Annotated in this window: 14 protein-coding genes, 1 rRNA gene and 3 riboswitches (1 of these 18 cut by a window edge); of the genes, 7 read left to right on the plus strand and 8 right to left on the minus strand. The window is 42.3% G+C overall.

Annotated elements, in window-relative coordinates; translation table 11 throughout:
* Positions 1-37 precede the first annotated feature (37 nt).
* A complete protein-coding gene (gene def, locus V1500_RS01225) occupies positions 38-619 on the plus strand; it encodes a peptide deformylase (RefSeq protein WP_409303852.1) in 582 nt (193 codons plus the stop codon).
* Between the two features lie 137 nt (positions 620-756).
* Positions 757-1,185, plus strand: a complete 429-nt coding sequence (locus tag V1500_RS01230) for a DUF4064 domain-containing protein (RefSeq protein WP_409303853.1) — start codon at positions 757-759, stop codon at positions 1,183-1,185.
* A gap of 131 nt (positions 1,186-1,316) precedes the next feature.
* Here the strand turns inward: V1500_RS01230 and V1500_RS01235 are convergent, their stop codons facing one another.
* The 5 genes from V1500_RS01235 to V1500_RS01255 form a co-directional block, all read right to left on the minus strand.
* Complete coding sequence (locus tag V1500_RS01235) at positions 1,317-1,745, minus strand: DUF4395 domain-containing protein (RefSeq protein ID WP_409303854.1); 429 nt, start codon at positions 1,743-1,745, stop codon at positions 1,317-1,319.
* Positions 1,746-2,318: 573 nt separating this feature from the next.
* Entirely contained in the window at positions 2,319-3,104 is a 786-nt protein-coding gene (locus V1500_RS01240; protein ID WP_409303855.1) for an alpha/beta hydrolase, read from the minus strand.
* Positions 3,105-3,573: 469 nt separating this feature from the next.
* Positions 3,574-3,774: a hypothetical protein gene (locus V1500_RS01245; RefSeq protein WP_409303856.1), complete on the minus strand. Its 201-nt coding sequence runs from the start codon at positions 3,772-3,774 to the stop codon at positions 3,574-3,576.
* A 210-nt stretch (positions 3,775-3,984) separates the two neighbouring features.
* Entirely contained in the window at positions 3,985-4,149 is a 165-nt protein-coding gene (locus V1500_RS01250) for a CsbD family protein (protein ID WP_409303857.1), read from the minus strand.
* Positions 4,150-4,233: 84 nt separating this feature from the next.
* Positions 4,234-4,983 carry an alpha/beta hydrolase gene (locus V1500_RS01255; RefSeq protein WP_409303858.1) on the minus strand — a complete coding sequence of 250 codons (750 nt, stop codon included), beginning with the start codon at positions 4,981-4,983 and terminating at the stop codon, positions 4,234-4,236.
* A gap of 195 nt (positions 4,984-5,178) precedes the next feature.
* Positions 5,179-5,278, minus strand: a riboswitch (SAM riboswitch).
* 178 nt (positions 5,279-5,456) lie between these two features.
* Positions 5,457-5,560: riboswitch (SAM riboswitch) on the plus strand.
* 85 nt (positions 5,561-5,645) lie between these two features.
* A riboswitch (SAM riboswitch) is annotated at positions 5,646-5,746 on the plus strand.
* Between the two features lie 111 nt (positions 5,747-5,857).
* Between V1500_RS01255 and V1500_RS01260 the strand changes: the two genes are divergently transcribed.
* The 4 genes from V1500_RS01260 to V1500_RS01275 are packed head-to-tail and all read left to right on the plus strand — an operon-like array spanning position 5,858 to position 9,619.
* Positions 5,858-6,889 (plus strand): methionine ABC transporter ATP-binding protein, encoded by a 1,032-nt coding sequence (locus tag V1500_RS01260; protein ID WP_409303859.1) that lies wholly within the window; start codon positions 5,858-5,860, stop codon positions 6,887-6,889.
* On the plus strand, positions 6,879-7,529 hold the full coding sequence (locus V1500_RS01265) for a methionine ABC transporter permease (RefSeq protein WP_409303860.1): 651 nt from the start codon (positions 6,879-6,881) through the stop codon (positions 7,527-7,529). The genes V1500_RS01260 and V1500_RS01265 overlap by 11 nt, the downstream gene beginning before the upstream one ends.
* A 20-nt stretch (positions 7,530-7,549) precedes the next feature.
* Complete coding sequence (locus tag V1500_RS01270) at positions 7,550-8,383, plus strand: MetQ/NlpA family ABC transporter substrate-binding protein (protein WP_409303861.1); 834 nt, start codon at positions 7,550-7,552, stop codon at positions 8,381-8,383.
* A 21-nt stretch (positions 8,384-8,404) separates the two neighbouring features.
* Positions 8,405-9,619 (plus strand): M20 family metallopeptidase, encoded by a 1,215-nt coding sequence (locus tag V1500_RS01275; protein WP_409303862.1) that lies wholly within the window; start codon positions 8,405-8,407, stop codon positions 9,617-9,619.
* 244 nt (positions 9,620-9,863) lie between these two features.
* Here V1500_RS01275 and V1500_RS01280 read toward each other — a convergent pair whose 3' ends face one another.
* The 3 genes from V1500_RS01280 to V1500_RS01290 all read right to left on the minus strand — a co-directional run bounded on the left by V1500_RS01280 (position 9,864) and on the right by V1500_RS01290 (position 11,823).
* Positions 9,864-10,034 (minus strand): hypothetical protein, encoded by a 171-nt coding sequence (locus V1500_RS01280; RefSeq protein ID WP_409303863.1) that lies wholly within the window; start codon positions 10,032-10,034, stop codon positions 9,864-9,866.
* A gap of 131 nt (positions 10,035-10,165) precedes the next feature.
* On the minus strand, positions 10,166-11,431 hold the full coding sequence (locus tag V1500_RS01285) for an erythromycin esterase family protein (protein WP_409303864.1): 1,266 nt from the start codon (positions 11,429-11,431) through the stop codon (positions 10,166-10,168).
* 14 nt (positions 11,432-11,445) lie between these two features.
* Positions 11,446-11,823, minus strand: coding sequence for a hypothetical protein (locus tag V1500_RS01290; RefSeq protein WP_409303865.1), 378 nt, complete (start codon positions 11,821-11,823; stop codon positions 11,446-11,448).
* A gap of 445 nt (positions 11,824-12,268) precedes the next feature.
* Between V1500_RS01290 and V1500_RS01295 the strand changes: the two genes are divergently transcribed.
* A 16S ribosomal RNA gene (locus V1500_RS01295) occupies positions 12,269-13,516 on the plus strand (it continues 302 nt past the right edge of the window).

Here is a 13,516-nt window from a genome sequence, read left to right on the forward strand (position 1 = left end):
TTTACCCACAAATTGAGTGAGAAGGTGATATTGAATTATGAGTAAATTCCAAAGAGATTACATAATTACGATGAAAGACGTTATTAAAGAGGGGGATCCCATTTTACGTAAGGTGATTGATGAGATCCCTATGCCGCCCGGGGAAGAGGAAAAAGAAGAATTAACATGCATGATGAATTTTTTGAAGAACAGCCAGGACCCGGTCATGTCTAAAAGATATAATTTGCGTGCAGGTGTAGGTTTATCAGCCAATCAAATCGGTTTAAATAAAAAAATGTTTGCCGCATATTTTACTGACGAAAAGGGCGAGCTTCACGAACTTGCATTGATTAATCCCAAAATAGTCAGTACCTCCACGACGATGATCTACCTGCCGCAGAGCGAAGGATGCCTCTCTGTAGACAGGGACGTAGTTGGATATGTACCACGATATGAACGTGTGAAAATCCAGGCACATGATAAGGGGGGGAATGTAGTCAGCCTTCGCTTCAAAGGATTTGCTTCCATAGTGATGCAGCATGAAATTGACCATCTAAACGGGGTTATGTTTTATGACAGAATAAATCAGGACAATCCTTTCCAATTGCCTGCGGATGTTGAAATCAGAAGCATTTTATAAGTGATACAATAATGCACTTTGATCGGAATCTATTTTATTGGCAATATAATAGAAGAAAAACAGCAGTAGCATGAAACTAAATTGAATTATATCCGTAATTAAAGGGGAGATTTAAAACAATTAATCAGGAGGATTTTATGAAACGTACAGCGGAGATTGTATTAACTGTCATCGGCATTGTGTTAAATGTGATAATGATCGCATTTGCTGGAATTCTGACGATTGCATTTAAGGACAATGCGCTGCAGAGTGAGCTGGAGAGAGAACTTGAGAAGGATCCCAATTTGCAGGCAGCCAATGTGGATGTAGGAACAGTCATGAATTTTATGGAAGGCTTAGGCTGGGGTTTTGTTGCAATTGTTGTAGTTAGTACGGTTCTGGCTGTTATCGCAGCTTTTGCATTCAGAAAAAATCGCAGACCGAAATTGGCAGGAGGACTTTTAATAGCATCAACATTGATAGTTGGGATAGGCACAATCCTGATTGGCTGGCTCCCGGCTTTGCTATACTTAATCGCAGGCATTATGGCATTCGTACGCAAACCCAAAACAACAGCAGATTTTTAAGGGATCAGCATTTTTGGTCCAAATTAACGGCTTTAGCTATACTTCGAATTATAATGTAAAAACAAACAATTTAAAAAGCAAAAGAACAGGTACCCGCAAGACTGGGTGCCTGTTCTTTTTTAGGCCGGATATTAAGCTTTTGCACGCTTTCGATACATATATTGCTGCCATTGGAACCGTATAAAACATCCGATGCAAAAACCCAATATCGCAACGAAAGCAGCCAATGCAACCATTGCAGAAAAGACATACGCTGCAATTGTCCAACCTAACAGGAAGCAAAGAAGAGCGATGCCAAGGCAAACAACTGCAATCACTTGATTGAATTGCTGCTGGGACCACTCCTCAGGGATATATTCAGAAGGCTTCTTCTTTAAAAAATACCGAGCCAAACGCATAACAGGGTTGAAGTTGAAAAATAATCCTAACAGACCAGCGATTAAAGGAATAGCCAGGATCAATTCTTCTCCTGTGACCCATGATGTGACCACACTTAAAACAATAAACCATTGGTTTGTTCTGACTAAAGGGCGGGGAATGGTTCGTACTTGGTTTTCCATGATACAATCCCTACTTTTCTTATGAGAATTCTGATTTATTCTATTTTATCCTTGTTAATCCGATTTGAGAAGGAAAATGCTTAATTTAACAAAGGTATATAAAATGGAATATAGGTGACAGCAATACCAAATTCCAAATGAAGCGCAGTAGGATGTCTATTTATAATAATTATAATTAAGTATTGATTATAATTTTAAAAAGCGTATAATAAAAGCAAGACAATTAGTATAAAAAAAGACCAGGAGGAGTTAACATGCAAGGGAAAATCTGTGTGCAATGTGGAAAACCTATTAAGAAGTTAAAACACTCCATCCTCTGCAGCTGCGGACCTAAAATTGTAAAGAGAGTTTCATTACGCGAAGAAAAATAAAGATATTACTATAACCGGTATCCTGTTTCAGGTACCGGTTTAATTTTACATTCTAAGGGTGGCTGCCGCCCATGGATATATACGAGTGGAAAGCCGGTAAAATGGTTAAAACAAAGAAGTGACGCGACGCTATACGAATATCAGGTGAAAACAAAAGAAACAGTGGGCACATTGCCCCACTGTTTCTTTTCGGTGCGTTTTGTTACGGTGTTTTAAGCGGAAGCCATTTCAGTACATCTTGTATTTTACTGTCCCAATAACCCCATTCGTGTTCACCAGGACTAAAATCCGCCGTTAGGTTATAGCTGGTACTTTCACATATAGCTTTAAATTTCAGATTATCTTGAAATAATAAATCCTCTGTACCGCAGCATTGATAAAGAGATGGCTTAAGGGCTGCCTCTTTATCGCCTTGCTTCAGCAGCCAAAGCAGGTCCTCATCGGTATCTGCTATGGCTTTATCTCCGAAAATCAGCTTAAAAGCATGGCTGATGGGATCAGCCTCGGCTTTCTTGGTTCTTGCCACAATATCTGTAACTCCAGATAGGCTTGCTGCTGATGCGAATTTATCAGGATGGCGGAGCGCCCATTTAAATGCCCCATATCCTCCCATAGACAAACCCGCAACAAAATTATCCTCCCTTTTATCAGATAATGGGAAGAATGATCTCGCAATGACTGGCAATTCCTCCGTTAGAAAAGTCCAATACTTGCTGCCGTATACCATATCCGTATAAAAGCTATGGTGGACCTGAGGCATAACTACTGCTAACCCTAACGGAGCGGCATATCTCTCGATTGAGGTACGCCTGGTCCATATCGTATCATCATCACTAAATCCATGAAGAAGATACAGGGTCTGGTGTTTGCCAGAAGATTTTTTATTGTCCATTCCAATCTGCGCGGTTGTGTTCTGCGGCAAGATGACAGTCATGGAAGTACTTACATTTAAAATTTCTGAAAAGAAATCACAATGAATAAGTGCCATAGAAAACATCCTTTTTCCAAATATGCAGGTATAGTACAAATCCGTTTGTGGCTGTGGTTCCAAACAAATGCCAACATTAACACTGTACAGCCTTTACTTCTACCTGTTATTTCTTAACGAAAGCATAATAATTTCATGGTATTTTCGGTGCTTTTTGCCCTTTTGCGTGATAGACGTAGTCAGTCCTGTAATTCCACAACAGAAAAGTGATCTTGATACCAATCCGGCATGGCTCGATATAGTCATTTAGCAATAAGGACCCAGGGTATTTACTTAGGAAAAACATAATCGATGCAGGGAGCGGACATTTCGTAGATATGTATTAGCTGCCTCAAAAAACCTCGGCCCGCTTTACGTTCCGTTCACTGTAAGTGGCACTTTAATATTAATCAAAAAATCCGGTTTCCCTTCCATAGAAAAAGGGCTTTGAAAAGCGGAAGAAAATGCGAATGCATACCTGGAAAGCCTTTTATATGCGATACTGCTTAAACCAGGTAAACAGAATAAAAGATATGGCAGAATTAATCACAAAAGCGGCAAGCAAGACGCTCATCCATACATCATACTTATTAATAATAACAAGCACTTCAGCATTAGAAATAATAAAAAAGAATAATCCTACGATAAGCAGATGGACCATGGCGTTAGGAATGAGCAAAAAAAGTTTCAAATTATTACCCTCCTGTTATATATGACGATCAAAGAGGGAGAAAGTTTCAGATAGTTATACACATTTGCAAAAACAGGAAAAAAAATCTAAACGGAATAGAAAAGGACTGCCGTATTGGCAGTCTCTGGCCTAAAATCAAATATGGCATCCTATAACATCGTTACTTGGGTAAAGTGGCTAAAAATAGGCTGGGTATATCAACCTACCGTACTAATCCTTAAGCTTGCTCATTCCTTCCTGGAATTTACCCTTAAGCTTATCTGCCTTTCCTTCTGCCTGAAGCCCAGTATCATTCTTAGCGTTTCCTACTTGATCCTTTGCCTCACCTTTTACTTTATTTACTGTACTTTTTACTCTATCTGATAAATCGCTCATTTTACTTCCTCCTATCATTTAGTCTATTCTTCTATTCCCCAGAGAGGGTCAGAGTAAACAATGATAGTAGTCTCAGGAACGGCATTAAGATGCAAGGCTGCCGGTGCTGCGTTCTTTCACGAAATTAATAGAAGCGGCTGCAATCAAATCCTTGTCAAAATCCAGTGATGCTACATGGAACGAACGATGTAACGGCATAATCTGTTTCACAGTGGATGAAATCATATGATAAATTTCGTATGAACATTGAGCGGGTACTACGTGGTCTTCGGGTGAAACAAATAACTGCACTGGGCATGACACTTTTTTCAATCCTTTTTTTGCGTGTTCCATTAAAGAAAGAAGCGAATGAACAGCAGTTAAAGGAACTTTTGAATAGGTAATTTCCTGTGCGGTAGAATCATTGATATCAGGCGTTTCATCGGCAATAAAACGTGGTGCACCCAAGCCTTTATATGGTTCTAGATCAGGGACGCGCAATGCCGCGTTAATGCAAACAATCCCATCTATCATATATTTTCCGGCGAGGTCAAGGGCCAAAGCCCCACCCATGGATTGACCCACGACAAATATCTTATGGCACGTCTTTTTCAACTGAAGAAAAGCAGTCTCCAAATCTTCAATCCAGTCTTTGTGATTAAAATTTTCCATATCTGCCGCGTTTGTACCATGCCCTCTTAATCTGGGTGCATAGACAGTAAAGCCAGCATTTGCAAATTGTTTTCCTAAGTATTCAACACTCTGTGGTGTTCCATTAAAGCCGTGGCAAAGAAGGATTCCTATCTTATTACCAGAGATAAAAAAAGCTTCTGCTCCAGAAATAACTGTTGTCATATTAATTCTCCTTTCAAGTTAAGAAAATGCCAGTTTTATACTGAGAGTCTCAAAAAAATTTACTGGTAAGACCAAAGCAGCTAGTTTGATAGTAAATGACTGGGTACGTTTAATACACTCAGGCAGTCGTACATATAGAAACGTCCGGGAATCAAAAAAAACTTTCTTGCCTGGCTGCAAAGAAAGTTTTTACATTTCTTATCAACCAAAGCAAAGCTTTGCTGGTAGGAGCACCTTACAGGGCAGGTTGCTGTGAAGTCATTAAGCCAGATCTCTCGTTCACTCTTAATAAAATATAGATTTTTATATATTTCAACTGATATGTTATTAATCCAATAAAATTACTTGGTTTTAATATTATCGCGTGTTTTGAATAATGTCAATCTTTAAAAAGTAAAAAATTTCAAATCATAAAAACCGTTGACAAATTTGCGAACTATCAGTAAAGTAGGAATCAATTGAAAAACGAAAGCTTCTTATCAAGAGAGGTGGAGGGAATTGGCCCGATGATACCTCAGCAGCAGATCCCTATTGGATACTGTGCTAACTCCAACAAGCAGTGCTTGGGAGATAAGAGGAGAAAACAATCGATTGATACGAATGTGGCCTCTTCTTTTCTGGGAGAGGTTTTTTGATTGGAATAATTTCATAGAGTTTTATATTTCTTATCCAGAGAAGCTGAGGGACTGGCCCGATGAAGCTTCGGCAGCGGACATATGTACCGTGCCAATTCCAGCAGGCAGCCTTGCCTGGAAGATAAGAAGGGGCTTATTTTTACTTGTATAACCCTCTTCTTGACACTTCAGGAAGAGGGTTTTTTGTACTTCATATAAAGATTAATACATATTGAAATGCAGCATAAGGAGGTATACATGTGATTACTTTTCAAGCCTTGAAAAAGGAGTATGTAACAAAAGGCAAAACATTTGCCGCTCTGGACGGCATAGACCTGCATGTGGAAGAAGGGGAAATTTATGGAGTAATCGGGTTCAGTGGAGCTGGAAAGAGCACATTAATCCGATGTGTCAATTACCTGGAAAAGCCCACATCAGGTAAAGTCATTGTCAATGGCCATAACTTTGCTGAACTTTCTGCACAGGAGATAAGAAGGGTTAAACAAAAAATAGGGATGGTATTTCAGCACTTTAATTTGCTTCAATCTAAAACTGTTTTTGCTAATGTCGCCATGCCGCTCATCTTGCAAAAGGTCCCTAAGAAAGAAATCAAAAAAAGAGTGGATGAACTGCTTGAATTTGTCGGACTTAAGGACAAGGCTGGCGCCTATCCTGAAAACCTGTCGGGAGGCCAAAAGCAGCGTGTCGGGATAGCTCGTGCGCTTGCGACTCAGCCATCCATCCTCCTTTGTGATGAAGCAACGTCGGCATTGGACCCGCAGACCACAAGCTCCATTCTGCAACTATTGAAAAAAATTAACGAAGAATACAACATTACGATTTTAATGATCACCCATGAAATGTCGGTGATCCGGGAAATTTGCGACAAAGTAGCTGTGATGGAGGCCGGAAAGATAATTGAAAGCGGATCGGTGTTTGAGGTTTTCTCCAACCCCCAGACGCAGACAGCGAAAAACTTCGTCAGCACGGTCATGCACGATGCAATTCCGGAATCAGTAAGAAAACAGCTTACATCCGGCGAGTCGAATGGAAGACTTTTCAAGATCAATTTTGTTGGTGCTTCCTCCGGCCAGCCTCTTTTATCTAAGATTGCAAAGCAGTTCGATGTAGATGTGAACGTCCTATTCGGGAATATAACAGAGCTTCAGGGGATACCTTTTGGCCACCTCATCGTGGAACTGTTAGGAGCGGAGACTGAGATTAAACTGGCATATATGCATATTCAGCAAGAAAACGTCACAATCAGGGAGGTAATCGCCGATGCTAGTTGATAAGGAAGCTATTATTGAGGCACTATGGGAGACCATATCTATGGTGGGATTTTCGTTGTTATTTTCAACCTTGATAGGTCTTCCCCTTGGCATCCTGTTAGTTGTAACAAGGAAAGGACATTTATTTGAAAATACGGTCATTTTTACTATCTTAAATACGATTATCAATATATTCAGGTCTGTTCCGTTTATCATTTTGATGGTTGCGATTGTCCCCTTGACAAGGCTGATCGTCGGCACCTCAATTGGAACCGCGGCCGCGATTGTCCCATTAGTATTTTATGCCGGACCCTATATCGCAAGATTGATTGAAAATTCCCTGTTGGAGGTAGACAAGGGAGTCATTGAGGCTGCGGAGGCCATGGGAGCAACGCCGCTTCAAATCATTTTTAGGTTTCTGGTTCCGGAGGCTCTAAGCTCACTTGTGCTTGGACTGACTATTGCCACGATAGGGCTTGTCGGTGCTTCGGCCATGGCTGGAGCAGTCGGTGGCGGCGGTATTGGAGATTTGGCCATTACATACGGATATCAGCGTTTCGATGAAAAGGTAATGTTCATCACCGTTGCCATTTTGATTATCGCAGTACAAGGTCTCCAAACTTCAGGGAATCTATTGTCTAAAAAAATAAGAAGAAGATAACACAAAAGGAGAGAACGTCTATGAAGAAGATTATTTTATTAGCTTTATTTTTAGTTTTATCAACAGTTCTGGCAGCATGCGGAGAGGACAAGGTGTCAGGCGGTAACGAAGAACAGACAGTTAAAATAGGAGTAAGCGGGACGGATACGACAGTTTGGGACTTCGTTGCTGAAAAAGCAAAGAAAGAAGGAATCAATATTGAGATTGTCCGCTTTTCAGATTATGTTCAGCCAAATATTGCACTCGCGGAAAAGGATCTGGATGCAAACTCTTTCCAGACCATTTCATACTTCAATGCGTTCAAAAAAGAACACAAGCTGGATTTAGCACCGATTGCAACAACAGTAATTGCTCCAATGGGTATTTATTCCGATAAATACAAGAAAGTAGAAGACATACCTGAGGGCGGAAAAATTGCCGTTCCAAATGAAGCGACAAACATGGGAAGAGCGTTCCTGTTGCTTCAAGAAGCTGGATTGATCAAGCTGCCTGAAGATTTCGATGGCAATGGATCCCTGGATAAAATTGTTGAAAATCCGAAGAACCTTAAGATTGAACCTGTCGTAGCAGGCCAGACACCGCGCGTTCTGCCGGATGTGGCAGCTTCCATCATCAATAATGGCATTGCTGTAGATGCTGGATTCAACCCGATTGAAGATTCCATTTTCCATGAAGATAAGACAGCGAAGCCATACATCAATATTATTGCAACACGGACAGAGGATAAGGATAAAAAGGTTCTTAAGCGCATCGCAGAATTGTACCAAGAGGATGACGTGGCAGAATTAATCAAGAAGGAATATAAGGGAGCTCAAATCCCGACTTTTGTTCCACTTAGTGAAATAGGCGAATAAAAAAAGAGGGGGCAACAATCGATGGCTGTGTTTGTGGCTAATTTGGAGAAAATTAAGCAAGAAATTGTTGGGTATATAGAGAACAAGAGGCAAAATTATATCGAAACAAGTCACCAAATCCACGAAAACCCGGAAATTGGAAATGAAGAATTTTTTGCTTCTGCATTGCTGTCAGACACTTTAGAATGTGAAGGGTTTGAGGTCACCAGGAATGTGGCAGGACATGAGACGGCATTTTTAGCAAGAAAGAAATCTTCTCTTGGCGGACCTGCCATTGCGTTTCTAGCTGAGTATGATGCACTTCCCAATATAGGTCATGCATGCGGCCATAATATTATCGGGACAACAAGCACAGCAGCGGCCATTGCGTTAAGCAAGGTGATTGAAGAGACGGGTGGGGAAGTTGTGGTGTTTGGTACTCCAGCCGAAGAAGGCGGACCTAATGGAAGCGCCAAGGGCAGCTTTGTAAAGCATAATCTCTTGGAAGGTATAGATGCTGCATTGATGATTCATCCGTCCGGTGAAACCGCCATAACAGGCAGCTCTCTTGCAGTTGATCCGCTTGATTTTGAATTTCACGGCAAACCGGCCCATGCGGCTGAGGCTCCACATGAGGGGATTAATGCACTTGATGCTGTGATTCAGCTTTTTAACGGAATCAATGCTCTGCGACAGCATGTTACCGACGATGTAAGAATTCATGGCATCATCACTCATGGCGGCGATGCACCAAATATTGTCCCCCATTACGCCAAGGCAAGGTTCTATATTCGGGCACAGACTCGTACGAAGCTTAATGAAGTTACCAGGAAAATTAAGGCCATCGCAGAAGGTGCAGCGCTCGCAACGGGAGCTGAGGTGAGGGTAATTGCCTTTCAAAACCAGGTGGATAACCTGATCTTAAACAGGCGGTTCGATGAAGTAGCAAAAAATACTTTAGAATCTTTAGGTGAAGAGGTGGTGGTGGACGAGAGAGCCGGACTTGGCTCTACTGATGCCGGCAATATCAGTCAGATCGTTCCTACAATACATCCGTATATAAAAATCGGACCGAGCGATTTGGTTGCACACACAGATGCCTTTAGAGAAGCTGCGAAATCCAATAGGGGCGACGAGGCCTTAATTACAGGAGCAAAAGCATTAGCGTTAACTTCGCTGGAACTAATCGTTAACAAAGAATTGCTTACTGGCATAAAAGCCGAATTTCTGGAGCGAAAGCAAAAGGAAAACAACTGACACCATTAAATGTAGTTTAATAGAACAAACTATTCACTTAAATGTTAGTGTTCAGACTGTAGTCAACGCGATGAAAAATCGAGCTTGCCTACAGTCTTTTTAATTTGGCCTGTTGCTGGCTCTGAAGATTTTCAATCCAGGAGCTTCGCTTTCCGCGAGGCGGTCAGGGAGTCTCCTCATAATTGGGCTCCTCAAGGGGATTACCTTCGCGGGAGTTTCGCATCTAAAACGTAAATCCGGGTTATTAAATCGATGTAGACAATGCTTCATTTCGCAGTGATGAATTTGAAGAAGATTGCATGGGGTTGGCGGAGAGCGATTTAGGCTCTAAATACAAGGCCTGAAGACTTGTATCCGGGGCTTTAGTTATTCCTGCCGAAAGGGAAATGACAAAAGGTGTACGGAATAACTCCATTCCGAACCCCTTTTGTCCACAATCTGAGCGCACTTACTGATAAGAATGCTGTTTATACTTCTATAAATAAATCAACAACCTTACCCAAAGGAGAAGGGAGAAAAATTGAAGTCATAAAGGAACTCTACGATTTATAAGCTTACAACGGAAAGCTTGAGCGGTCGTAATGCCTTTGTTTGATCGATAAAAACAAAAGCATCATATCTTTCAGATAAAACAGATGGTACATAGTTACCGTATTGCTCATATTCCGGGTTATAAACCACCCCTATGGCACGATGGCCAATTCGGCGTGTGAATAGATGCCTGTTTTCTTCATTAAAAAACAACATTTTATTATAGGCGCCTGTTCGGTGTAAAAGATCCTCCCAGCTGCCCAATTGTGCTTCGGGGACTATTTTCTCTTCTATATCAAATCCCCATTGTTCTGATGCTATTACTGTTCCTCTATGTGTGCCAAAGCCTACAGCATATACATGTCCTGGCGGATGCTGTTCACGCACCACCTGGCCTACATTTATCATCCCGGCGTCTGCCATGTCTGTAGCCCGTGCATCACCAATATGGGTATTGTGCTCCCATACAATGGCCTTAGATCCCTCTCCGTAAAAATTCATTACTTCATTAAGAGCTTCTACCATGTGATAATCTCTGATGTTCCAGGAATTTTCGTCATTGAGTATCATTGTGCTGTAGTACTTCTCTGCATTTGCAGCCACAAGGGAATTAATCTTGACACTTAACCCGCTTTCTTCTGGATATGTGTCATACTCTTTTTTAGACCATATGCTGTTTAACAGCTTAGTCACCTCTTCCACACAACCTTCTGAGTAGACTGCAGATGAAACAGCATATTTTTCTGGAGTGCGATTAAATGGCTCAAAACAAGAAAAAGCTTTTCTGGCCAGCTCAAGGTCAGGAGAATTAGTTTTTTCCAAATGATTTATTACTTCCTCCATAGACTCCCATAGACTATATACATCAATCCCATAAAAGCCTACCATCTCCGTTTCCGGTTTATTTCTATTATATTCTTTTAACCATTCTGCAAAGTCGGCTATTTCTTCATTTGCCCACATCCACGTAGGCCAACGATGGAAGGCCCGAAGAACTTCCGCTGCTGATTGGTGTTCATTGTCATGGCCTTTTATATAGCGGTTGAGGCTTTGGCTGGCAGGCCAATCGCCCTCAACTGCAATAATTTTAAAACCCTTTTCAGTGATGAGTTTTTTGGATATCTCTGCTCTCACCTGATAAAATTCCGAGGTTCCGTGGGACGCTTCTCCTAAAAGTACAATCCTTGCCTGATCGATATTATTTATTAAAGGATCTAAATCATTATTCCCTCTTAATGGTACCGCATATTTTTCAATTCCGGATGCAATGTTGCGTAACATACACACAACCTCCATTACTGTTTATATTCTGCTTGATATGAATTTTCACCAGCATGAACGGATAAAAGGGTATCAGCATAACCGACGATGCGGTTAATGATCTCATCTGATACCGAATACACCAAATCGTGTAATTTCCCTGCATGTAACTGGGGATCATCAAAAATGATCGTAGTGTTAATGAAGATATCTCTATTGCCTATTAAGTTATAATGGATAATAGCCTTCCCGGCAGCTCCTCCAGTGTGGGGATCGTTGAAACCAGGAATGAAAACATACCACTCTTCGGCTGTCATTGACCTGAAATTCTTTGTGAATGCCATGCCCTCAATAATGGAGTTTATATAGTCTCTTCTTTCACGGCTTGCTGCTTCAATGATTTTATACCCCATGAATGCTCCTTTATTCAGCGAATGTTGTTATCAAGAAACGAAGTACAAATATTAATGTTCCCATATTACGCTGGAGTATTTCGTTTAAAAAAGACATTGACAGGTCGTGCCATGGCATGTATTATTAGAAAGTCGCCAACAGAGAGGGCAACTGCTGATAAATTGTTTTTGAAAAAAGTGTTGACTAAATCTTTAGGTTGGCTTATGATAATAAAGTCGCTAAAAACCGGCGACTTGAAAAATAAAAAGTTTTTTCGTAGAAGTTGACAACTAATTGATATCATGTTATATTAATGAAGTCGCTTCTGAGGGAAACGGCATTGCGATTGCTCTTTGAAAACTGAACAAAACAAGCGCCAGATTCTTATTTCTTCTATATGTAGAAATAAGACGTCTAATCAATAGTGAGTACACACTAAAAAAACAAAAATGAGCAAGTCAAATTCTATCGGAGAGTTTGATCCTGGCTCAGGACGAACGCTGGCGGCGTGCCTAATACATGCAAGTCGAGCGGACAGAAGGGAGCTTGCTCCCGGAAGTCAGCGGCGGACGGGTGAGTAACACGTGGGCAACCTGCCTGTAAGACTGGGATAACTTCGGGAAACCGGAGCTAATACCGGATAGGTTCTTCCCCCGCATGGGGGAAGATGGAAAGACGGTTTCGGCTGTCACTTACAGATGGGCCCGCGGCGCATTAGCTAGTTGGTGGGGTAATGGCCCACCAAGGCGACGATGCGTAGCCGACCTGAGAGGGTGATCGGCCACACTGGGACTGAGACACGGCCCAGACTCCTACGGGAGGCAGCAGTAGGGAATCTTCCGCAATGGACGAAAGTCTGACGGAGCAACGCCGCGTGAGCGAAGAAGGCCTTCGGGTCGTAAAGCTCTGTTGTCAGGGAAGAACAAGTGCCAGAGTAACTGCTGGCACCTTGACGGTACCTGACCAGAAAGCCACGGCTAACTACGTGCCAGCAGCCGCGGTAATACGTAGGTGGCAAGCGTTGTCCGGAATTATTGGGCGTAAAGCGCGCGCAGGCGGTCCTTTAAGTCTGATGTGAAAGCCCACGGCTCAACCGTGGAGGGTCATTGGAAACTGGGGGACTTGAGTGCAGAAGAGGAGAGTGGAATTCCACGTGTAGCGGTGAAATGCGTAGAGATGTGGAGGAACACCAGTGGCGAAGGCGACTCTCTGGTCTGTAACTGACGCTGAGGCGCGAAAGCGTGGGGAGCGAACAGGATTAGATACCCTGGTAGTCCACGCCGTAAACGATGAGTGCTAAGTGTTAGAGGGTTTCCGCCCTTTAGTGCTGCAGCAAACGCATTAAGCACTCCGCCTGGGGAGTACGGCCGCAAGGCTGAAACTCAAAGGAATTGACGGGGGCCCGCACAAGCGGTGGAGCATGTGGTTTAATTCGAAGCAACGCGAAGAACCTTACCAGGTCTTGACATCCTCTGACTTCCCTAGAGATAGGGCGTTCCCCTTCGGGGGACAGAGTGACAGGTGGTGCATGGTTGTCGTCAGCTCGTGTCGTGAGATGTTGGGTTAAGTCCCGCAACGAGCGCAACCCTTGATCTTAGTTGCCAGCATTCAGTTGGGCACTCTAAGGTGACTGCCGGTGACAAACCGGAGGAAGGTGGGGATGACGTCAAATCATCATGCCCCTTATGACCTGGGCTACACACGTGCTACAAT

This window comes from Peribacillus sedimenti (assembly GCF_046237635.1).
In the GTDB taxonomy this organism is placed as follows: Bacteria; Bacillota; Bacilli; order Bacillales; family DSM-1321; genus Peribacillus; species Peribacillus sedimenti.

Excerpts from the sequence above, each read along its gene's own strand:
- def (WP_409303852.1), top strand. The coding sequence starts at position 38 with ATGAGTAAATTCCAAAGAGATTACATAATTACGATGAAAGACGTTATT.
- V1500_RS01230 (WP_409303853.1), top strand. The coding sequence starts at position 757 with ATGAAACGTACAGCGGAGATTGTATTAACTGTCATCGGCATTGTGTTA.
- V1500_RS01235 (WP_409303854.1), bottom strand. The coding sequence starts at position 1,745 with ATGGAAAACCAAGTACGAACCATTCCCCGCCCTTTAGTCAGAACAAAC.
- V1500_RS01240 (WP_409303855.1), bottom strand. The coding sequence starts at position 3,104 with ATGGCACTTATTCATTGTGATTTCTTTTCAGAAATTTTAAATGTAAGT.
- V1500_RS01250 (WP_409303857.1), bottom strand. The coding sequence starts at position 4,149 with ATGAGCGATTTATCAGATAGAGTAAAAAGTACAGTAAATAAAGTAAAA.
- V1500_RS01255 (WP_409303858.1), bottom strand. The coding sequence starts at position 4,983 with ATGACAACAGTTATTTCTGGAGCAGAAGCTTTTTTTATCTCTGGTAAT.
- V1500_RS01265 (WP_409303860.1), top strand. The coding sequence starts at position 6,879 with ATGCTAGTTGATAAGGAAGCTATTATTGAGGCACTATGGGAGACCATA.
- V1500_RS01270 (WP_409303861.1), top strand. The coding sequence starts at position 7,550 with ATGAAGAAGATTATTTTATTAGCTTTATTTTTAGTTTTATCAACAGTT.
- V1500_RS01275 (WP_409303862.1), top strand. The coding sequence starts at position 8,405 with ATGGCTGTGTTTGTGGCTAATTTGGAGAAAATTAAGCAAGAAATTGTT.
- V1500_RS01280 (WP_409303863.1), bottom strand. The coding sequence starts at position 10,034 with ATGGAGTTATTCCGTACACCTTTTGTCATTTCCCTTTCGGCAGGAATA.
- V1500_RS01285 (WP_409303864.1), bottom strand. The coding sequence starts at position 11,431 with ATGTTACGCAACATTGCATCCGGAATTGAAAAATATGCGGTACCATTA.
- V1500_RS01290 (WP_409303865.1), bottom strand. The coding sequence starts at position 11,823 with ATGGGGTATAAAATCATTGAAGCAGCAAGCCGTGAAAGAAGAGACTAT.